Consider the following 22,501-nt stretch of genomic DNA (forward strand, 5'->3'; position numbering starts at 1 on the left):
AGAACATCTACCGTCAGCGCTCGCCGGGGGCCTCGCCACCCGACACGTAGGGACTGGCCCCGGTCGAGTTCAACACCGGGTTCAGAGTCAGGCGCACCGTCTGCGTCTTGGCATCACCGAGTTTGCCTTGCGCATCCGCGTCGACAACCAAGAATCGAATCTTGCCGCCTCCTCCGGCTTCCCGGGTGACCGCCACCGACGTCTCCAGCTCGATGGGCCCGAGCTCGAACCTCAAATCCTGACCCGAGCCGGTCGCGATCGCCTGACTGAGCTCCTTCCGGAGGTCCTGGATGAAGTCGGCGAGTTCGATCATGTGTACCTCCGGAGCGGAATGATTGGCAAGCGCTCTGCAGTGTCGTACGAATTCAGTTCTCCTGCAACACTACTGACTCCACCTTGCCGATAGACGGTCGTCTCGCCACCGATCACGTTCGAGTGCGCCCGATCGAGGCCGTGCGGTCCCCGCCATCAGCCGGTGTCGCGTGCGGCCCGGGCGGCAATCAAGAGATTCCCTAAAACGTATTGCCAATGTTTTCAACATGTTCTACTTTTGACATTGCCTCCGGGGCTCGCTGATCGCTGACGACCGCCTCCGGGAAAGTTCTATCACTCAACGCATTTCACCGCGCCCGACCACATCGGCCCGCGGTTCACAAACACGCCCAACCACCAAGGACCACCCATGCGCACCCTCTCCACCATCATCGCCACCGCAGCCACCGCCGCCGCTCTCACCGCCGCCGCACCGGCCGCCTTCGCCGCCCCGAACACCGGTTCCGGCGGCTCGTCCGATTCCGGCAGCGGCTCGTCCGGCAGCGGCGGCTGCGGGCCGCGCACCTCCGCCGACCGCCAGTACCTGCGCGAGTCCCACCAGGACGACAAGAGCTGTGCCAAGCAGGACACCGTGATTCAGCTCGCCCAGGCCCAGTGCCGCTACCTCGACGCGAACGGCAACACCGCCCGTAACCACATCACCCTGGCCGAGCGTTCGCGCGGCACGGTGCAGTACCCGTACATCTCCCTGGACGCCGCCATCGACGCCTACTGCCCCCGACACAGCGACTGACCGACCGCCCGCGTCAGCCCGGTGACCACCGCTGACAGATCGTGCCAACACCAGCGGAAACACGAACCCGAGCGACGCCGGTACTAAGTTTGGACCGGAAAACGTCCACGTACAGGGAGCACCAGCACATGACCGTTGTCGATGAGCGCGACCTCAATGTCGCACCCGGCTCGATAGTCGTGGTTCGCGACGAGGAGTGGCTGGTCACTTCGGCCGAGTACGGCTCGGACGGCTGGTTGCTCCACGTACGCGGACTGTCGGAGTTGGTCGCGGACACCACCGCGAAGTTCTATTCGAGCCTCGACGACATCGTGGTACTCGATCCGGCGCGGGCCGAGGTAGTCGCCGACGGCTCCTCGGGCTACCGGCTGTCGCGGCTGTGGCTGGAATCCCTGCTGCGCAAGACGCCTTTCCCGTACGGCGATCAGACGCTGACGGTATCGACCCGCATCCTGGCCGACCCGCTCGGCTACCAGCGCGCCGCGGTCGCGAAAGCACTTGACCCGCAGCACATTCGGCCGCGCATCTTGCTGGCGGACGCCGTCGGGCTCGGCAAGACCCTGGAAATCGGGATGATCCTGTCCGAGCTCGTGCGGCGCGGGCGCGGCGAGCGCATCCTCATCGTCACCCCCAAGCACGTGCTCGAACAGATGCAGCACGAGCTCTGGTGCCGGTTCGCGCTGCCGTTCGTGCGCCTGGACTCGGCGGGCATCCAGAAGGTGCGCCAGAAGCTGCCCGCCACGCGCAACCCGTTCACCTACTACAAGCGCGCGATCATCTCGATCGACACCCTGAAGAGCCCGCGCTACAAGGCGCATCTCGAGCGCCACACCTGGGACGCGGTGGTGATCGACGAATCGCACAACCTCACCAATGTCGGTACGCAGAACAACGAATTGGCGCGCGTGCTCGCCCCGAACACCGAGGCGCTGATCCTTGCGTCCGCGACCCCGCACAACGGCAAGGAGGAGTCCTTCGCCGAGCTGCTGCGGTTGCTGGACCCCACCGCCGTCGCCGCCGATGGCTCGTTCACGAAAGAGGACGTGTCCACGCTGCTGATCAGGCGGCATCGCCACCACTCCGAGGTGGCCGCGGAGGTGGGCAGCGACTGGGCCGAGCGAGCCGAGCCGGTCCACACCCTCGTGACCCCGTCGCCGGCCGAAGACGCTGTGGCGCGCGAACTCTCGCAGGTCTGGCTGCATCCGGAGTCCGGGCGCTCCCCCTATTCGGGCGAGACCAAGGCGCTGTTCCCATGGACCCTGGCCAAGGCGTTCCTGTCCTCCCCCGCCGCCCTCGCGGAGTCGATCTCCCAGCGCCGCGGCAGGCTGCGGGAGAACGGCGGACCACACACCCCCGAGCAGCACACCGAACTGTCCGCGCTCGAGGCCCTGGAAGAGTTGAACGACAAGGCATTCAGCGAATCGGCCGGCAAGCAGGCCGCGCTCGTACACCGGTTGCGCGAGATCGGCGTCGGCCCGAAGTCGGCCACCCGCGCGGTGGTGTTCGGCGAGCGCATCGCCACCCTCAAATGGCTCGTTGAACTGCTGCCGGGCGCGCTCGGACTGAAGCCCGAGAACGTCGTCATGCTGCACGGCGGACTCTCCGACCAGGACCAGCAGACGATCGTCGACAGTTTCAAGCTGGCGACCTCGCCGATTCGCGTTCTGGTCACCGGCGACGTCGCCTCCGAGGGCGTGAACCTGCACTCGCAGTGCCACAACCTGATTCACTACGACATCCCCTGGTCGCTCATCCGCATCGAACAGCGCAACGGCCGCGTCGACCGCTACGGGCAGAAGTTCCCGCCCGTCATCTCCTCGCTGATCCTGCAACCGTCCGATGCGCGGTTCTCCGGCGATCTGCGGGTGCTGTCCCGCCTGCTCGAGCGCGAGAACCAGGCACACGGCACGCTCGGCGATGTCGCCTCGCTCATGGGCAAACACAGTGTGACCGAGGAGGAGTCGGCGATCCTGAAGGTCCTCAGCGGTAAGTCGCAGCTCGAGGAAGAAGTGCGCGCCATCGACGACGTCCTGGGCGGCGACGACCTGGACGCCTTCTTCGCCCAGTTCGACACCGACGACCAGGACCCGGTGGCCGAGCTGCCGGAGGAGCCGCGCCACAGCCTCTACCCGGACGACATCAGCTTTCTCGACGAAGCCCTGCGCGCGGCCTTCCACGACGCCCCGCACGCACCCCCGGGCCAGCACGGGAAGGGCGGCATCGGCTGGCAGATCCACCCCAATCACGGTATCGCCGAACTGATTCCGCCCCGCGATCTGCGCCAGCGGCTCGCCCAGCTGCCGCAGTCCTATGTGCAACAGGGCGTGGACAAGCGGCTCATGCTGGCCACTACCAAGGCGGTAGGTGACGCGCAGCTCCAGGCGGCCCGCCAGGGCCGGGGCGTCAACGAGACGACCTGGCCCGAGGCCCACTTCCTCGGCCCGCAGCATCCCGTCCTGGACTGGGCGAGCGACCGGGCGTTGAGCGCGCTGGGCCGCAATCAGATCTTCCTCATTCGCGGCGCGGTCGACGCGCCGACGGTGCTGCTCATGGGCACCCTGATGAACCGCCGCGGGCAACTGGTCTCGCGGGTGTTCTCGACCGCGACCTTCCCGAACTCGGCGAACCCCTCCTTCTGCCTGGTGGAAACGCACGAGGATCTCGAATTCCTCACCACCGAAACAGGTTTGAAGCCTGGCACGGCCAATCCCGGCGCGGTGCCGGACCCGGAACGGTTCCAGGCATTGATCCCCACCGCGGTCCACCAGGCCAGCGAGGCGATGAACCTGGTGCTGGATCAGCAGAAGGTCTCGGCGAACGAGCGCCTGGACCGCTGGCGAGCGCGCGCCGACCGCTGGCACTCGGGCGCGGAACAGCTCGAACTGTTCGGCAGCCAGAAGTCCAAGGTGGACAAGCTCTCCCGGCGCATCGCCGAGGAGCAGCGCCTGGCCGAATCCCTCGCCCCCACCCAGCAGCTGGTGCGCCCGTTGCTCGTGATCGTTCCCGAGAAGGATCAGTAACCATGGCCTCTTTCGATTCCATCGTCGTAGGCGAGGATTGGATCAGCGAGCACTACTTCACCACCGATTCGGTGAAGGAGTCCTTCCACGGCAAGGTCATGGAACTGCGCAAGACCTGGGACGCCGAGGCGAAGGAAGGCCGCGGCACGGTACGCGCCTCGCTGCTCGCGGCCTGCCGTGACCTCCAGTCCCTGCTGGCGGGCCTGGCCGAGAACCCCGAGACGGCCCCCAAGGCGCACGCCGTGGTGCGCGCCGCCCTCGGCTTCGAGGGCGAGCTGAGCATCTTCACCGGCGAACGCGCCGGCGCGACCCTCGAGATCCCCGACGCCGAGTTGCCGAAGTTCGCGAAAGTCCTGTTCCTGCAGGCCGAACCCACCGGCACCCTCGAGGATCTGCTCAACCCCGATATCGGCAGGCTCATCGCCCCCGCCACCGAGGACGGTAGGCCGATCCCCTCGCTCCGCAAGGCGGTATCGGAGGCGTTCCGCACCGACAGCGACAGCGCACCCGCCTTCATCGTGGTGCAGGCCGGCCGGTGGCTGCTGCTGGCCGAGGCCGAACGCTGGGCGGAGGGCCGCTACCTGGCGCTGGACCTGCTGGTCGTCGCCGAACGCAAACATGAGGCGCGCGGCGGCGAAATCGACCGTGCCGCGGCGATATTCGGCGCGCAGGCGCTGAAACAAGATGCCGACGGCAATATCTGGTGGACCGGCGTCCTGGAGGATTCGGTCAAGCACACGGTCGGCGTCTCCAAGGATCTGCGCGAAGGCATCCGCCTGTCCATCGAGATCATCGCGAACGAGGTGGTGCGCCGCCGCACCGCCGCCGAGCTGCCGATCGAGGGCATCGACGGCAACGAACTCGCGAAGCACTCCCTGCGCTTCCTGTACCGAATCCTGTTCCTGCTCTTCGCCGAAGCCTCCCCCGAGATGCAGGTGCTGCCCACCGGCGTACCCGAATACACCGAGGGCTACGGCCTGGACCGCCTGCGCGAGCTGACACTCACCGAACTGGCGACCGAGCGCGCCATGAACGGCACCCACCTGTACGAGTCGCTCAAGAAGCTCTTCGACCTTGTCGACACCGGCCACACCCCGCGACCACGCGAGAACGCCGCCGATCCGGCCCCCGGCCTGGAGTTCAACCCGCTGCGCGCGGACCTGTTCTCCAGCGCCGCAACGAAACTCATCGATGATGTCGGCCTGGGCAATCGGGCCGTCCAGCGGGTCCTGGAACACCTGCTGCTCACCAAGGAGAGCAAAGGCCACAAGGGAGCCGACCGCGGCTTCATCAGCTACGCCGAACTCGGCATCAACCAGCTGGGCGCGGTGTACGAGGGCCTGATGTCGTACACCGGGTTCTTCGCCGAGGAGGACCTGTACGAGGTGGCCAAGGATGGCAACCCCGACAAGGGATCCTGGGTGGTCCCGGTGACCCGCGCCGACCACCTCGCCAAGACCGATTTCGTCCGCTCCGAGAACCCCGACACCCACGAGAACGAACCGGTCATCCACCGGAAGGGCACGTTCGTCTTCCGCCTCGCCGGCCGCGAACGCCAGCAGTCGGCCTCGTACTACACCCCCGAGGTACTGACGAAATTCGTTGTCTCCCAGGCCCTGGAAGAACTCCTCGACCAGAACGGCGTCCGCACCAGCCCCGAAGACATCCTCCAGCTCACCATCTGCGAGCCCGCCCTCGGCTCGGGCGCGTTCGCCGTGGAGGCGGTGCGCCAGCTCGCCGCCGAATACCTCAAGCGCAAGCAGGAGGATCTCGGCGAGCTCATCGACGCGGACAAGTACCCGGTCGAGTTGCAGAAGGTGAAGGCGCACATCGCGCTGCACCAGGTGTACGGGGTGGACCTCAACGCCACCGCGGTGGAGCTGGCGGAAATCTCGCTGTGGTTGGACACGATGGTGGCGGGGTTGCAGGCGCCTTGGTTCGGGTTGCATCTGCGGCGGGGGAATTCGCTGATCGGGGCTCGGCGGGCGGTGTATATGCCGGGTGAGCTGGCTAAGAAGGCGTGGTTGACCACGGTTCCGAAGGATGTGCCGCTTGGGACGGAGGTCGGTACGGGCATCCACCACTTCCTGCTGCCCGCGCAGGGCTGGGGCGCGGTGGTGGATACCGCCGAGGCCAAGACCTACGCGCCGAACAAGCGTGAGGAAATCCGGCTGTGGCGCAACGAGATTCGCAAGTCACCGAGTAAGACGATTGTGAAGCGTCTCGCGGCACTGGCTTCGCGCGTGGAAACGCTCTGGGACTTCACTCTGCGTCGGCTCACCATCGCCGAATCAGAGATTCGCCGCGATATCCACCTGTGGGGGTCCGAGCCAGTCGAGCACACCCCGGCGGTGACCCGGGAGGAGATCGAGGCGGTTCTCACCAATCCCAATGGCGCGTACCAGCGTTTGCGGCGGGTGATGGACGCGTGGTGTGCGCTGTGGTCGTGGCCTCTGACAACGGACCAGGTGCCTCCGGACTGGGATATGTGGGTCGACGGGCTTGAGGCAGTACTCGGTATCGCACCGAAGGAGACCGCAGCCGAACGACGGGGGCAATTGAGCATCGGTCGCGACACCAGCTGGCAGGAACTCGATTACGCGGAGGAGACCGACCGGGTGCTGTCCCAGTCCGCCCCGGTCGATCGCGCCGAGCAATCTTTCCCGTGGCTGGTGACCGCACGGCAGATCTCTGATCGAGCCGGATTCTTCCACTGGGAGTTGGATTTCGCACCGGAGTTCGCACGAGGCGGTTTCGACCTTCAGGTGGGTAATCCGCCATGGGTACGGCCGGATTGGGATGAGGCGGGGGTGCTCGCGGAGTTCGATCCCTGGTGGCAGCTGACGAACAAACCGGCCGAGACAATCAAGCGTGCGAAGGCGACTGAACTGCTTGCGACAGCTGAAGTCCGTTCGGCCCTTCTCGACGAACGAGCCGACCAGGCTGGGCAGAATACACACCTCGGGTCCGCTATCGATCGGCCGGTCTTGACTGGGCTCCAGCCGGACCTGTATCGCTGCTTCATGGAGCGAACCTGGCGGTCTGCGGCGCCCCGAGGAATTGTGTCGCTCATCCATCCGGAAAGCCATTTCACCGAGGCACGAGCGAGCGGACTGCGGCGTGCAACATACCTTAGGCTCCGTCGACACTGGCAGTTCCGAAACGCCTTCAAACTCTTCGAAGTCGACAATGGCGTCGTATACGGCGTGCACGTGTACGGGAGCGACAGTGAAGTCCAATTCCTTCAGGCTTCGTCGCTGTACCACCCCGACGTGCCCACACGTTCGTTGAAACGCTCATCAGGTGCCGGTTCGGCCCCCGGCATCAAAGACCCGGACGGCAACTGGGACGTTCGTCCCCATCCCGAACGCATCATCACGGTAACCGAAGCAGAACTGGCTGGCTGGGCAGCGCTCATCGATGAACCCGGTACACCCGCTGCCGAGGCTCGAATGCTGTATCCGGTCAATCGAGCAAGTGCCGAAGTGCTGGAGAAGATCGCGGCGTCGCCGCGACTGGGGGATGTTGGGTTCGAATGGACAGGTGGTTGGCACGAGTCCGGAGATCGAAAGCTCGGCTATTTTGAGTCTCGCTCTGCTGTTCCCGACAGCTGGGAGGAGGTAATCCTTCAAGGCCCACACATCTCGGTCGCTTGCCCGCTGTATCAGCAACTTAACCCCACAATGCGAAGCAATAAAGATAATACTGCAATCAATCATGAGTTGATATCGGACAGCTTCATACCGCGAACCAGCTATCAAATCGCCAAACCACTCCCCGAGTATCGGGCATCGTATTCGAAATGGAACGGAGAGCCGAGCTCATCATTTTTTCGCCTGGCATGGCGCGAGATGTGTGTTTCAACAAATCTTCGAACACTTCACTCTGCGATAATTCCGCCAGGGGCAACGCACATCCACGCCGTGCATTCGCTGACCCTAGGCGCTGGCAACCGAGACCTCACGCTACTTGCCGGAGTAAGTCACTCACTGATCGCCGATTTCATGATCAAGGTGATCGGCAGTCTACACATCAAAGCCTCGACGTGGCAGCGGCTACCCTTTCCGAAGAAACACCCATTGAGCGAGCATCTAATCTTACGCACCCTGCGCTTGAATTGTCTGACCAAAGCATACTCGCCGCTGTGGGAAGAACTGTATGTGCCTGCATGGCGACATGACTCATGGGCGCTGCCCGTCAAAATAGGCAGTCCCGATGCCACTCCGCTCGGTGAAGTACAATTCAAGTGGGACCGGAACACCCCGCTTCGCCGCGCTCTTGAACGCCGCTGCGCACTTGTTGAAATCGATGCATTGATTGCCGTCATGTTGAATATCACTTCCGAGGAGCTGGCGGCCGTATACCAGACCCAGTTCCCGGTACTCCAAAAGCACGAACGCGAAGCGCTCTACGATGCCAACGGCCGCCAGCTTCCAACAAGACTCGCTTCCGAGTTCCGAAAGGAGGGCTCCATCCCACCGACCGAACTCACCGTCGACGGCGTGACCTACCAGGAGCCGTTCGTCGGCGTCGATCGCGAGCGCGACATGAAGCTCGCCCACGAGCACTTCTCCGCCCTGCTGGCCGAGAAACAGCGCACGGGCTCATCGGCCTGACGACAGATACCCTCCCCTCGCCAAACACCGCCGCCATGATGCGACCGGCCCGGTGCCCCTGACCTTTCGCTGTCAGGGGCACCGAGAGACAACCATCAGGATTCCCAGACCCCACTGGTCAGGAACACATCCCACGCCTCACCCGAGAACCACAGCTCCGGACCACCGGGATCCTTCGAGTCGCGAACTCCGACCCGCTCGTGCCCCTGGTACACCTCAACACAATCGGCGGCATTCGAAGATCGGCTGGACTTGTACCACTGCCGAACAGGCGGTTGAGTCTTCACGCCTCGTACTCCTTCGCAACTTGCAACACCAGATCCCGGGTGTCATCTTCTGACAACGCTACCGCTCGCAACGCCGAGATCGCTTCCTGATACCGGGCCACGATGTCAGCTTGCTCGTGATACAGCGCGCCGACCGCTCCTTCGAGGTAGACGACAGTCGGCTCCACCAAACCGCCCTCCAGGCGCGGGAATTCGAGCATGTGGAACGACTGGATCGACAGCCCCTGGTGCGGTCCGACCCCGAAGGGCACCACCCGCACGCTGACGTTGTCACGCTTGCCGACCTCCGCCAGCCAGCGCATTTGGTCCGCCATAACCGCAGGCGTACCGGGGCGGTGCCGCAGCACCGCTTCCGACAAGAGAGCGTCGGTTCGGAACCCGCTGTCATTCAGCCTGGCTTGCCGTCGTTCGGCCAGCTCGATCCGCCGCTCGACATTGACGGCCGACAGTCCGGGAACATCCAGGCGAGCGAGCGCCCGCCGGTAGTCAGCCGTTTGCAGTAGCCCGGGGACCAGTACGAGTTGGTGCGCGGTAAGGCGATTCGCCGTCCCTTCCAGGCGAAGGTAGTGCGGGAAGTGCGGAGCTACCTGGTCTGCGTACGACTGCCAGAACGCTTTCGAATTCCCTTGCAGCCGAGCACTCTTCTCCTGCTCCCGAACTCCCTGCCAGAGCCTCAACGCTTCAGCTCGCTGATCTTCGGATGTGCCGTAGGTGTCCAGTAGCTGCTTGAGTTGAAGTGTCGTCACCTTCGTAGGCTGGCCACGCTCCAGCCGTAGCAGAACCTGCGGTGAGACTTCGATTTCCAGTCCCGCGGTAAGCCTGGTGACTCGCGCGTCGTCGCGGAGCCGCCGCAAGAATCCGCCAAATGCCCTGCTGGAAACTGTCACTCCGGCCATTTCGTTAGCCTCACAATCCGGGGAGCTATCGTCGCGGACTTCCATCGTAGTTCGCAACACTTTCGCCGTGGTCGTATTACGGAAGTCAATTCCGTTGTCTACTTGACTCATACGTTCCGGCGACGACCAAGGCCAAGCCGCCGCCACCCACCCTCCAGAGCACCCCCGACAAAAAGGACACTCAAATGCTTTGGGAATCCTGGGTTCTACTCATCCTCTTCCTCCCCGGCTTCATCACCGTGATCACCGCACTCGCCGCGGACCTGCGCGGCACCGGCGCCTACCCACCCCGCCCGGCCACCCTCCGCTTCGAATTGTCCACCGGCAGCAGCTATCCCATGCTGACCAGGCCCGCCCCCGGCCGCCACCGCGCCACCACCCCCGCACCCCGGCGCCGGCGATGACCGCCACCTCCTCCCGCCTCGACCACCGCCCGGTCTCGTCCTACCGCACGGACCTGCGCTACCCCGAAGGCCTCCGCGCCCTCCTCCACCCCCACCGCAACTGCCTCCCCGGCCCCGGCCACCACGCCACCAGCTGCGCCCGCCTACGCCAACTCCTCGAGATCGCCGACCGCAACAACTGGCACTGGGCAAAACGAATCCTGAACTCCAACCCCACCGATCCCGCCATCCCGAGCCCCACCGATTCGCCGATCCCACGCCTCGAACAACACGCCGTCCCCGACTCCGAACCCGAAATGACCCAAACCGAAGCGATCGAGGCCCGCGTCCACCACCGCGACTGCGATCCCCCCTGCCCCCGCTCCCGCGCGGCCGCGGCCCGCCTCCACGACGACTTCGGCCCCAAACCCGCGAACATCCTGCAGTTCCCGGATCGAGCCCAGACCACATCACCCCGGCCCGTACGATGAAACAGGTGACCCACATTCGGGTTCAGGCGAATGTGCGGCACAGCACATTGCCGACCGAACAACTCCGCACGGGCGACGACCCTCGTGGCCGGCGTACCAGCGATGGGCACACGAAGCCAGCCGATGCCCGGTACGCACCGTTGAGACCGGGCCCTTCCCGGCACTGAATTCAGCCGGGAAGGCACAATGACTACTCGCTCACTCTTGGACTGCGCGCGTTACCTGTATGAGGAATTCGACTGTTTTTCGAATCTCCTCGTTTCCGAACGTCAGATCACCGTTCGACGTACGAATATTACTCTTCCGGAAAGACAGCTCCGCGATCCATGGGCCTACCTGAGTTCGAAACTGATCATCATTCGTCATCCAAACCTTTTCCCCGAACCCTTCGTGGGGTTGGTAGCTGGACAGGGTAGGCTCTACCGTTCCATCCATGCGCGGGTTATGGATGGAAAGTATTCCTATACCTCTACTGTCCGGAGTGCGGGTCACCTGACACGTGGTATTCCATTCGATTTGCCTACCAGGCTCCGAAGGGTCGTCGAATTTTGCGTCGAGCACCCCTAAGTCATTGCTGACGAAATTCTTGAAGCGCTCGCAAAATTCTCGCCGCGGATAGCTCGAAGGTTCAGAGTCCGCGCCCGTATCTGCGCTATTCGATACCGTTCCACACGCAGCTATGCCGGAAACAGCAAGAGTTAGTACGAGGATATGTCTCAGCTTCATGATGGTTGGGAGGCCCTGTCTGTCTTAACCGACCAAGGCAGGCCGGCGAGGCCGTTCTCATCGGTGACTATGGATGCATCGTCGAATTTTGCGCACGCAGGCACGGGCCAATCATTGGTGGCATTCAGACCAGGCTGAGTGAAGTTTTGATTGATGATATTTACATTGATCTGAATATTTTGGGTAACTTCCCTGGTGGAGTTGATGGCGGTCACGATTGTGTTTGCTGCGTTCTTCACAGAATCTTTGATGTTGTCGCAGCCGTCGAACAGTTTCATACTGGCCAATCCCGCGAGGTCAGTCACGATCGCAACCACAAGGTCGACAACAGCTGATGCCAGCTCCCCATAGTAGACGAGGATTTGCTTCGCCATGTCTTCGAGTGACTGCGCAATCGTTAGACAGACTGCGCTGGCCCCGGCCAGTGCACGTCCCTGGGCCTGCCTTGTTACCTCGTAAGAGTCGTGACCGGGGCTCTGCCACTGAGCCGTTAGATTCGCCTCGTTATGATGAAAGGTTCCATTATCGATCTTTCCCTGGATCGATCTCCACGAATTGGCTACATCAACGAGTGTTTTGGGCAGATCGATGCCTTCCAAGAAGTCGACGATGCCAGGCTTTTCACCGTCACCATACAGCGCGTGCTTTACCCATTTTTTGATCTCATCTCGATTATCTTCGAGAAGTCCAGCCGTTCTCCACCCGAATGGGTCAACTTCACCGATTTTGATGGCAAGGATGAGACCATTGAATTTATCGTCCACCTTGCTATCAAGCGAATCGAATTCGGGCTCCTTCGAGAAAATCTTGTCTACCTGCTTTTGAAGCTCACTACCTGTATCGCTAGTCATTGATTCCCCCTAGTACAATCCCTCGAAAGCGTGCCGCCCCGACTCTTCCTCGCGCTGATAGCTATTGTATGCGTTCCTCAGCGCAATCGACATTCCTTCCGCACTGTCCACCCCGTCTTTGAGCAGCTCTTCAACATGGGGAGGGACGTTGATGTAGTTGTCGCGCAGAGTGGAGAACCATCGCATCTGCGCTTCGGGCAGCTGAACGGACGCGATCATCTTCTTGCCCTCGGTGAGGACGTCTTTCACGTCGTCCCAGCTGTCAGCGGCTCCGTAGAGCGACTCCTTCGCGTCCTTGATTGCCACACCTGACGGCCTCGGTGCCATGTCACATCCCCCTCAGTTGGCCGACCAGTCGTCGGCGGTGCTGTTGATGCATTTCTTCGAGTTGAGCTTCGCTGTACTGCGAATAGTCACCTCGTACCACATATTTCGGTCGAATTTCTCTAATTTTCCGGGCACATTCGAGAACTTCGCCCTCGATTGCCAGTGGATCCGAACTACCTTGCCACTGAGGCCAGACTTGAATCGAGTTGACCATGAATTTGTCCGCCGCCATGGTCATTACCGGTTCGTCGTATTCGTAGACTTGTCCGTTGACACGATAGTTTCCGATTTGCCGTATAGAGGTCAGCAAGTCCTGGTAGCAGGCCCAGGTTTCGGTCTCGATCATGAGGCACAGTTGTTTTCTCCACGGAGTTGCGCAGCTGTACAGCAATCCTTCTTCGGGCCAGCCGTTGTTAGCTTCGACGGCCCGCTTGATCAACTCGTACCGCGCTGTATGGAATGCCTGGAGCAGGGTACGACCGACCTCGTTCGGGCCGACCTGTTGATTCCATGCCGTGCTGAACTCGAGCCGCACAGGCAGTAGACCGCGGTCCAAGTGCATCGTCACCGGGCCTCGCACAAGGACGTTCTGCATAGACCGCGCGCTCGAAGGATCCGTCGGCGCGGGTATCTCTACGTGCGCACTGGGCTGTGTGTGCCTCACCGGTGGCGGTTGCCGCCTGGCAACGTTCGTTGGATGCTCGTCCCAGTCATCGTCGAAGTTCCCGAAGTTGGTGTAGCTGATCACCATTGCGATGAAACCCCCGTATACCATTCGATGAACTGGTCAGTATGTTAACACCCCTGGATTTCACTGCAGGAATCAACGGATGCGAACCCGGTACGCCCGCACCGCGCGAATAGAACAGGTACGGGGTCATGCGCAGACACCCCGGTCGCGGTGTGAGCATCGAAACCGATCGATCGGAACGTTCACCGATCTCAGTTGATCCTGCTCGGCGGAGGCAGGCCGTCGCGCAGTGTCACAACGGGCCCGAGAAGATACCGCTCGGGCGTATGATGCCGCCGAACACGGACATTCCGTGCCTAGTTCTGCCACACCACGCCTCAGACGATCGCAGAGCAGCACAAATGCGATAGTTTTCGAGCGTCGTGATGTACACGGATGCGAGCGTGCGCGCGCTCTTCTGAGCCCGCGTTCCACACCGCGCTCGCCTCCAACGAACAGACAGGAACCGAGTCGATCATGGGGGCCCTACTGCCCACCCTGCAGGCAGATCGCCTGCGGGAGGGGTTGACCGACTACCTCGCCACCACCTTCGCGCTGACCGACCCGGACGCGCAGGGCGCGCTGGCCGACTTCATCGGGCACCCGCGGGACGGCATGTTCAAGGGACCGTTCGTGCGGCTGCGGCTGCCGTTCGCCGCCGCGCGCGGCAACTGGGGGATGCATTTGGATTGGTGGCCCACGGGATTCGTGCCCTACGGCCATCAGGCGCAGGCCTTCGAGCGACTGTCGACCAAGTTTCAGGACCGGCCGCAACCGACGCTGGTGACCACGGGTACCGGTTCCGGTAAGACCGAGTCGTTCCTCATCCCGATTCTCGACCACGTGCTGCGCGCCAAGAAGGCCGGCGTCGCCGGGATGAAGGCGCTGATCATCTACCCGATGAACGCGCTGGCCAATGATCAGGAGCAGCGCCTGGCGCGGATGATCACCTCGAACTCGGCGCTGGCCGGGGTGACCGCGGGGCTCTACACCGGTGAACAGTCTTCGGGCGGGCGCACACTGGTGTCCTCCGACGGACTGATCACCGATCGCCGCCTCATGCACGACTCACCGCCCGACATCCTGCTCACCAACTACAAGATGCTCGACCACATGCTGCTGCGCGCGGATCGAGCCGCGATGTGGCGGCAGTCCGCGCACTCCCTTCAGTACGTGGTGCTGGACGAATTCCACACCTACGACGGCGCGCAGGGCACCGACGTGGCCATGTTGCTGCGGCGACTCGGGCTCACGGTGAAATCGCACTGGACCGAGGACAGTCCGGTCACCCCGGAGGATCGAGCACGACCGCTGGGCCGGATCACACCCGTGGCGACCTCCGCGACACTCGGTTCCAAGAACGCCGGGCCGGACGCGATGCTCGAGTTCGCGCACACTGTTTTCGGCGAAATCTTCACCGAGACAACCCTTGTCGGCGAGACCCGGCTCACCGAGCAGGAGTGGCTGTCCGGCCGTTCCGGCGAACTCGATCGACTGTACGAGGCGATGAGCCCGGTCGTGGACGTCGCGGTGGGCGAGTTGGACAGGCTCGCCGGCAGCTCCACCAGCAACGCCACCCTGACCGCCGCGGTCCTGGCCACCCTCTTCCGTCGCCCGGGCGATGTGAGTTCCACGTTCAAACGCGTCGTCGGCGACATCCGAATGCTCGACGACGCCGAACAATTGGACCTGCTCAGGGGGCACCCACTCTTCGTCGAACTGCTCGGGCACGTGCTGGACGCGGTTTCCCTCGACGAACTGACCGAGGCCATCCTGCCCGCCCCCGCCACCGAGCGCGGCCCGCGCGGCCGCGCGCAGCGCCGGCGCTATGTCGAATATCTGTTCGCCGCGCTCTCGCACCTGCGCGCGCAGATCGGCCGCGACGCCCTCAATGTCGATGTGCACCTGTGGATTCGGGAGCTCTCCCGCATCGACCGCACGGTCGCCGTCGCGACCGGATTCCACTGGGCCGACGACGGCGCCGCCGAAGACCCCACCACCATGTATCTGCCGGCGCTGTTCTGCCGCCATTGCGGGCGCTCGGGCTGGGGTGCGCGAATGGCACCGACCGGTGACACCCTGGACGCCACCGACGAATCCATTCGCGCGCACCACGCCTCCGGTGGCCAGCGGTTCCGGGCGCTGATCTCCGCGCCCGTGGAAGCGCAATTGGGCAAGGACGTCGAGGGACTGCGCTGGCTGCGGGTCGACGAGCGCGAACTCACCGCCGAGGCACCGGATCCGGAGAGCGAAGAGGTGCTCGAAGGCCGGGTGCTGCCCGTGCTGGCGCTGTACGGCCCGGAGGCGGAAGACAATTCGCAGAAGGACATGTGCCCGGCCTGCCGCACCGCCGACGGTATTCGATTCCTCGGTAGCGCGGTCGCCACCCAGCTGTCGGTGGCGCTGTCGAGCATGTTCGGGGACGCCGATCTCGACGCCGACGAGAAGAAGGCGTTGATGTTCACCGACAGCGTGCAGGACGCGGCGCATCGCGCCGGGTTCGTGCAGGCGCGGTCGCACACCCTGAGTCTGCGCTCCACGCTGCGCAATGCCCTGCACGACGTCGACTCCGATTCCGGCATGATGACGCTGGCCGAGCTGTGCGAGGCCGTCATGTCCCGGGCCGGCACGGACTCGTTGCGCCGCTACCACCTGCTCGCACCCGACATCGTCGAACACGACGAGTTCATCGCGTTCTGGCAGTCCGACAGGGCCAAATCCGAACGGGACCGGGCGGCCCGGCTGGTCCGTAAACGTCTCCAGTTCGATATCGACCTGGAGTTCGGCCTGCAATCGCGACTGGGCCGGACTCTCGAGCTCACCGGCAGCGTGGTCGCGGAGGTGGATCTCGGCTCCGACGACCGGATCGCCGAACTCGGGGCCGCGGCGCTGGAGGGTGCGCAACACCAGTTGAGTTTCACCGCACCGGATTCCGTCGCTGTCACGCGCTGGGTCCGCGGCACCGTGGAGCGGATGCGTACGCAAGGCGCGATCACGCATCCCTGGCTGGATACCTACATCACCAAAGATGCCAATCGGCGCTGGATCTGGGGCGCGCGCCCCAAAGGGGAGGGCATGCCCGCCTTCCCCAAAGGCCGTCCCGCACCGGCTTTTCCGGCGATCGGCTCGCACCGGATCCCCGAAGGCTTCGACGCCGTCACCGCGTCCGCGTCCTGGTATGCGCGCTGGGCCTCGAAATGCCTCGACGTCTCCGCTTTCGACGGCGGCTTCTTGGCGCGATCGCTGTTCGCGGTGCTGGCCGAGCAACGGATCGTCGGCACCGCGCCCACCGAGCAGGGCCACACCGTCTACCGGTTGAGCCCCGATGCCATTCTGGTCGGCGCACCCGACGAGGAAGATCTGGAAAGCGCTCTGCACCTGGTGGTGTGCGATGTGTGCCAGACCCCGAATCCGGGCAGTGCGGCGGTGGTCGACCAGCTCGACGGCGCGCCCTGCCTGCTCGACCGCTGCCCCGGCGTCCTGCACCGAGCCCCGCGCAAGAACAACTTCTATCGCAGGCTCTACAACGAATCGGAGATGAAGCGGGTCGTGGCCCGCGAGCACACCTCCCTGCTGCCCACCGAGACCCGCCTCGACTACGAGACCAAGTTCAAATCCGGCGGCGCCGATCCGACCGCACCCAATGTGCTGGTGGCGACGCCCACCCTGGAGATGGGTATCGATATCGGCGACCTGTCCACCGTCATGCTCGGCTCCATGCCGCGCACGGTGGCGTCCTACCTCCAGCGTGTCGGCCGTGCCGGACGACTCACCGGAAACTCCCTGGTGCTGGCGTTCGTTCGCGGCCGCGGCGAGCACCTGCCCAAGCTCTACGATCCGAAATCGGTGATCGAGGGTGAGGTACGCCCGCCCGCCACCTACCTCACCGCCGAGGAGATCCTGCAACGCCAGTACGTGGCCCACATCGTCGACAGGATCGCGCGCCGGCCCGATATCGAGGACCCCGTGTCTGCCCGCGCCGTACTCGGCTCCTTCGACCCGGGTAGCTGGATGGCGACGCTGCTCGACACCGCCGATTCCAGCGCACCGGAACTGCTCCACGACTTCCTGACCCCGTTCGGCGAACTCCTCGACGATCGGGCACGGGATTCGCTGCGCCGCTGGGCAACTCCGCCGGAGGACGGCACCCCGAGCGGATTGGTCACGCACTTGCGGGAAGCGGTGCACCGCTGGAATCACGACGTCGACGAACTCAACAACCGCCGCATCGCGGTCAACGAGGCCCTGCCGGAGTTCGAGAAACGCGCCGGCTCACCGGCGGCCACCGATGACGACCGTCGCGATCTGCGTACCGCACAGGGCACACTGAAGATTCTGCGCAAGAACATCAGCGACCTCACCGACGAACACTGGGTCGGAGTGCTGGAGCGGTACGGCATCCTGCCCAACTACACCCTGCTCGACGATTCGGTGACCCTGGATGTCGGCATCACCTGGATCGACCCCGATACCAACGACTACGCCGGCGACTCGGCCAGTTACCAGCGCGGATCACGCATCGCGCTCACCGAACTCGCGCCCGGCTCGACGTTCTACGCCCAGGGCCTCGCGGTGGACATCGACGCCATCGACCTCGGCGCGGGCGGGGCGAGCATCCACACCTGGCGACTGTGCCCGCAGTGCGGCTGGGCCGAAATCACCCACGCCGCAGAGGGAACCGCGCCGCCTCTCCAGTGTCCGCGCTGCCACAGCGGTGCCATCTCCGATGTGAGCCAGCAATTGCAGGTGGTGGAGATGGCCAAGGTCTCCGCGGAGGTCCGCCGCGACGAGGCCGCCATCTCCGATGGGCGTGACGATCGCAAACGCGAGACCTACACCGTCGCCACCGCCGCGGACATCGACCCGGACCAGGTCGTCCGGCGCTGGTTCGTCACCGATCGGGATTTCGGCGCGGAGTATCTGCGGCGCATAGACATTCGCTGGCTCAATATGGGACGGCGCACCTCGCAGGGGGCCAAGCGCACCATCGCCGGGCAGGAGACCACCACCGGCCTGTTCCGGGTGTGTTCGAGCTGCGGTCAACTCGCACGCACGCCCGGGCAGAATCAACCGCGTGAACACCGAAGCTGGTGCCGATACCGGCGGGCGACCAACGAGCAGCACGTCCGGGAGATCGCGCTCGCCCGGACCCTGCGCACCCAGGCCGTGCTACTGCATCTGCCCGGCCTGCTCGAATACGACCCCTTCGCGCACCCGAGCCTGAGTGCGGCGATCCTGCTGGGGCTGCGGCAGGTGATCGGCGGCTCGCCCGAACACCTCGACGTCGTCACCATCACCGACGCTCTGCACGCTCCGCATCAGCGAGCGCTGCTCATCCACGACACCGTGCCGGGCGGGACCGGATATCTCGCCGAATTCGCCGATCCCGCCAAAGTGTGGGCGGTGCTCATGGCCGCGCGCGAGGTGCTGACGCACTGCGAGTGCGCGGAACAGGATCGCCTCGCCTGTCACCGCTGTCTGCTTCCCTTCGCCTCGCCCTACGAACTCGACAAGGTCTCGCGCAAATCGGCGCTGAAGGCCCTCACCACGGTGCTCGTCGGTAAGGACGAAACCGAGCCGTCGTGGGAGTCGTGGACAGAGCACATCACCTCGGAAGAGCCACTCAAGCTTGTCACCAGCGAAGAATCGCCGCTCGAGCACGAGTTCTACGCCGAATTCACCAAACGCCTTCGGGTCCTGGGCGCGACCGTCAAGGAGAAGCCGGGGACTCATGGGCCGTCGGCGACGATCGTCATGCCCGGCAACAAGATTCGCACCTGGAAGCTGGAGCCCCAGGTGTCCACGCGCAACAGCCGGCCGGACTTCCAGCTGAGCACCATGGACCCCGACATCCCGGTTATCGCGATCTTCGCCGACGGCCGCCGCTTCCATGCCGTGGCCGGCGCCAATCGGGTCGCCGACGACGCCCGCAAGCGCGAGATCCTGCGCGCGGACGGCTATCTGGTGTGGTCCTTCGGGCACGAGGATCTCGAGCGGTTCAAGAACAAGCAGTCGGCTACGCCGGACTGGTACACCCCCCAGCTCGCCGGAACCACCCGGAAGAACGGCAACCTGCGCCCCGCCCTGTTCAATCTGGTGACCGCCGACCCCATCACCCAGTTGCTGGAATTCGTCGCAGACCCGGATCAGGAAGCGTGGACCGCGGTCGGGCACTGGCTGCCGATGATGTTCATGAACAAGGAGCGAGGACACAAGAGTGACCTCACCGCGATCGCGCCGTGGGCGCTGGACCTGCTCAACGGCAAACAACCTGACATTCCGGCCGGAACCTACGCGTGCTGGTTCTATTCCGACGGGCCACTGGCCATTACCGCCGCACTGCGCCCCGACACCAAACAGATGACCGCGGTGCTGGCTCTCGACGATCGAGACGAGCGCCTCGAGGCCAACAGCGGCAAAGCATGGAAAGACTGGCTGCGACTGTCGAACTGGTTCGGGCTGTGCCACAACCACCTGATCACCACTCGTACACTGCTCTCCGCCGATACCGGATCACCGGGCGCAACCACGCTCGGGGCCAAGCCCGATTCCAGCGGCGTCCACATGAGCCCCGCGTGGCGGGAGGTCTACGAGGCGACGATCTCCGACCAGGAGAAGGAACTCGTACTGGGACTGATCGCGGCGGGAGCGCCGGTACCGGTGCTGGGCGCGGAAACCGAGGACGGCGAAGTCATCGACCTCGCGTGGCCGGATGCTCGGCTCGGCGTGCTCCTTGGCGATGAGCCCGACATCGCGCCGGCCCTGGTCGAACTCGGCTGGACCCTGTGCCCGCCCGATGCGCTACAAATTGTCGAAAGCTTGACCGCGAACGGGGGAATGTAATGGCGAACATCGTGATGGCCACCAATACCAAGGCGATGGGCAAACTCGACGGCTCGGTCAAGAGCCGGGTGCTCGACTTCCTGGAGAAGGTTCAGAACGACCACACCGCCCCCGGGCTGCACATCGAACCGCTCAAGGGCGCGGTGGACAAGCGGGTGCGCACCGGGCGCGTGGATCTCAATCACCGCGCCATCATGTTCCGCATCGACCCCAAAGGTGGTGACACCACCTACATCTACATGGGGACCTGGACGCACGATGACGCCAACGCCCTCGCGGTGAAATCCACGCTGCGGGTGAACCCCATCAACGGCACCCTCGAGGGCATCATCGGCGAGCTCAACGGCGAAGCCGATCGCAAGAAGCGCACCGTCGTCCCGGACTACACCGGCGACCTCGGCAAGCACGTCACGGACCAGGACACCATCGGGTATCTGGCGGGCAGCGGATTCACCCTGGCCGAACTCACCGAGGAACTCGGCCTCGATCCGGTCCTGGCCGAACAGGCGCTGGCCGCGCCCGACCAGGACGCCATTCACGAACTCGCCGCGGTGGCCGAAACCAAGATGGCGGGCTGGCAGGCGGACGCGCTGCTGGACCTGGCCTGCGGCACCGCGATTTCCGATATCAAGAAGAAGTACCAGTTCACCGAGGTGCCGGCGGTCGATCCGGTCGTGGACGAGGACACCCTGATCATGGAGGCGCTGGAACGGCCGGCCTCCAAGATGGTGTTCACCTATGTCGACGGCAGCGACGAGCTGCGCCGGGTGATCGAAGGCGGCGACTTCGCCGCCTGGCGGACCTTCCTGCATCCCGAACAGCAGGTCTACGCGGAGAAGAGCTTCGGTGGCGCGTTCCGACTCTCCGGCGGCGCGGGCACCGGCAAGACCGTGGTGGCAATCCATCGCGCCCGCAACCTGTGGCGCCGCAACCCGGACGCGCGAATCGTGTTGACCACCTTCAACAAAACCTTGGCCATGGGCCTGGAAGCCGACCTGAAGGTCCTCGAGCCCGGCATCACCATCGCCAAGAAGCCCGGTGATCCGGGCGTCTACGTGGCGGGCGTGGACAAACTCGCCAGCGATGTCCTGCACCGGGCCGATGACCTCGGTCCCGCCGCCGAGGCGCTGTTCGGCGAACCGATCGACGCGACCTTCACCCGCACCAACTCCGACAAGGTGTGGCGCGATGTGGTGACGACCGCGAAGAGCGAGCTCGACCCGCGGCTCACCACACCGTCGTTCCTCGAAAACGAGTACGTGTCGGTGGTGTTGGCGCAGAAGGTGACCAATCTGGCGGAGTACGCGAAGGTCGCGCGGGCCGGACGCGGTGTGCGGCTGACCCGGCCGCAGCGCATCGCGGTGTGGAAACTGGTGGAGGGTTTCCGCCGGCGCAGCCGCATGGACTCGAGCCTCAGCTTTCCCGAGGTGCTGGCCCTGGCCGCGGAATACCTGACCCTGCGCGGACCGGCCGGCATCCTTGCCGATCACGTCCTGGTGGACGAAGCGCAGGACCTGCACGCCACGCACTGGTCGATGCTGCGCGCCCTGGTACCCGTCGGCCAGGACGATCTGTTCATCGCCGAGGACTCACACCAGCGCATCTACGGTCAACCGGTGGTACTCGGCCGACTGGGCATCAAGATCGTTGGCCGGTCCCGCCGCCTCACCCTGAACTACCGCACCACCGCGCAGAACCTGCACTTCGCGATGAGCATCCTGTCCGCCGGTGACTTCAGCGATCTCGAGAACGAAGCGGAATCCACCGCCGGTTACCGTTCGGCACGGCGCGGCCCGGTGCCACAGCTGCTCCAGTGCGATTCGTCCGCACAGGAACTCGACAAGGTTGCGGCCACCATCCGCGATTGGCTCGACCCGACCCGCGAGCAGCCCATCGAGCCGTCCACCATCGCGGTGCTCACCCGCGCCAAGCACGACCGCTCCCAGTTCGTGCGCGCGCTGGGCGAGCGCGGTATCGAGGCCCGCTCCCTGGACGACAACCTGGCTGTCACCGGACACGTCCAGGTACTCACCATGCACCGCTCGAAGGGTATGGAGTTCTCCCGCGTGATCCTGGCGGGCATCGACGACGCCCATGTGCCATCGAAGGCCGCGATGAACGCGATCCCCGAGGAGGAGAAGCTCGAGGCCGAACTGCGCGAGCGCTCACTGCTCTACGTCGCGGCCAGCCGGGCCCGGGACGAACTCGTGGTCACCTGGAGCGGTAAGCGGTCCGGACTCCTGGGCTGAGCCCATCAGCCCTGAT

The 22,501-nt window shown here is 64.4% G+C and carries 13 protein-coding genes; 7 read left to right on the plus strand and 6 right to left on the minus strand.

The genetic code is table 11. The annotated features are described in order from the left end of the window. Nucleotides 1–13: 13 nt before the first annotated feature. Entirely contained in the window at nucleotides 14–313 is a 300-nt protein-coding gene (locus tag ACFVBH_RS37920) for a trypco2 family protein (protein ID WP_379009634.1), read from the minus strand. 369 nt (nucleotides 314–682) lie between these two features. Here ACFVBH_RS37920 and ACFVBH_RS37925 point away from each other — a divergent pair, with 369 nt between their 5' ends. From ACFVBH_RS37925 to ACFVBH_RS37935, 3 genes are all read left to right on the plus strand, one after another. Continuing rightward, entirely contained in the window at nucleotides 683–1,066 is a 384-nt protein-coding gene (locus ACFVBH_RS37925; RefSeq protein ID WP_379009640.1) for a DUF732 domain-containing protein, read from the plus strand. 128 nt (nucleotides 1,067–1,194) lie between these two features. Continuing rightward, on the plus strand, nucleotides 1,195–4,086 hold the full coding sequence (locus tag ACFVBH_RS37930) for a helicase-related protein (RefSeq protein WP_379009644.1): 2,892 nt from the start codon (nucleotides 1,195–1,197) through the stop codon (nucleotides 4,084–4,086). A gap of 2 nt (nucleotides 4,087–4,088) precedes the next feature. Then, nucleotides 4,089–8,702 (plus strand): Eco57I restriction-modification methylase domain-containing protein, encoded by a 4,614-nt coding sequence (locus tag ACFVBH_RS37935; RefSeq protein ID WP_379009648.1) that lies wholly within the window; start codon nucleotides 4,089–4,091, stop codon nucleotides 8,700–8,702. A gap of 95 nt (nucleotides 8,703–8,797) precedes the next feature. On the opposite strand, the gene ACFVBH_RS37940 is transcribed toward ACFVBH_RS37935, so the two are convergent. Continuing rightward, on the minus strand, nucleotides 8,798–8,989 hold the full coding sequence (locus ACFVBH_RS37940) for a DUF397 domain-containing protein (protein WP_379009653.1): 192 nt from the start codon (nucleotides 8,987–8,989) through the stop codon (nucleotides 8,798–8,800). Then, the gene (locus tag ACFVBH_RS37945) at nucleotides 8,986–9,996 is read right to left on the minus strand and encodes a helix-turn-helix domain-containing protein (RefSeq protein WP_379009661.1); all 1,011 of its coding nucleotides are present in this window, start codon (nucleotides 9,994–9,996) and stop codon (nucleotides 8,986–8,988) included. Before ACFVBH_RS37945 ends, ACFVBH_RS37940 begins: the two co-directional genes overlap by 4 nt. A gap of 74 nt (nucleotides 9,997–10,070) precedes the next feature. On the opposite strand from ACFVBH_RS37945, the gene ACFVBH_RS37950 reads away from it, so the two are divergent. After that, nucleotides 10,071–10,289, plus strand: coding sequence for a hypothetical protein (locus tag ACFVBH_RS37950; RefSeq protein ID WP_379009665.1), 219 nt, complete (start codon nucleotides 10,071–10,073; stop codon nucleotides 10,287–10,289). Continuing rightward, nucleotides 10,286–10,759, plus strand: coding sequence for a hypothetical protein (locus ACFVBH_RS37955; RefSeq protein ID WP_379009670.1), 474 nt, complete (start codon nucleotides 10,286–10,288; stop codon nucleotides 10,757–10,759). The genes ACFVBH_RS37950 and ACFVBH_RS37955 overlap by 4 nt, the downstream gene beginning before the upstream one ends. Before the next feature lie 722 nt (nucleotides 10,760–11,481). On the opposite strand, the gene ACFVBH_RS37960 is transcribed toward ACFVBH_RS37955, so the two are convergent. From ACFVBH_RS37960 to ACFVBH_RS37970, 3 genes are read right to left on the minus strand one after another with little or no spacing between them, the layout of a single operon-like run. Next, the gene (locus tag ACFVBH_RS37960) at nucleotides 11,482–12,336 is read right to left on the minus strand and encodes a hypothetical protein (RefSeq protein ID WP_379009676.1); all 855 of its coding nucleotides are present in this window, start codon (nucleotides 12,334–12,336) and stop codon (nucleotides 11,482–11,484) included. 9 nt (nucleotides 12,337–12,345) lie between these two features. After that, nucleotides 12,346–12,642: a hypothetical protein gene (locus ACFVBH_RS37965; RefSeq protein ID WP_379009679.1), complete on the minus strand. Its 297-nt coding sequence runs from the start codon at nucleotides 12,640–12,642 to the stop codon at nucleotides 12,346–12,348. A gap of 22 nt (nucleotides 12,643–12,664) precedes the next feature. Beyond that, entirely contained in the window at nucleotides 12,665–13,231 is a 567-nt protein-coding gene (locus tag ACFVBH_RS37970) for a hypothetical protein (RefSeq protein WP_379009682.1), read from the minus strand. A gap of 639 nt (nucleotides 13,232–13,870) precedes the next feature. On the opposite strand from ACFVBH_RS37970, the gene ACFVBH_RS37975 reads away from it, so the two are divergent. Together ACFVBH_RS37975 and ACFVBH_RS37980 are read left to right on the plus strand one after the other, a co-directional pair. Continuing rightward, the gene (locus ACFVBH_RS37975; RefSeq protein WP_379009685.1) at nucleotides 13,871–20,236 is read left to right on the plus strand and encodes a DEAD/DEAH box helicase; all 6,366 of its coding nucleotides are present in this window, start codon (nucleotides 13,871–13,873) and stop codon (nucleotides 20,234–20,236) included. Then, complete coding sequence (locus ACFVBH_RS37980) at nucleotides 20,236–22,485, plus strand: 3'-5' exonuclease (protein ID WP_379009690.1); 2,250 nt, start codon at nucleotides 20,236–20,238, stop codon at nucleotides 22,483–22,485. The genes ACFVBH_RS37975 and ACFVBH_RS37980 overlap by 1 nt, the downstream gene beginning before the upstream one ends. The last annotated feature ends 16 nt before the right edge of the window (nucleotides 22,486–22,501 follow it).

This window comes from Nocardia sp. NPDC057668 (assembly GCF_042799795.1).
Taxonomy (GTDB): Bacteria; Actinomycetota; Actinomycetes; order Mycobacteriales; family Mycobacteriaceae; genus Nocardia.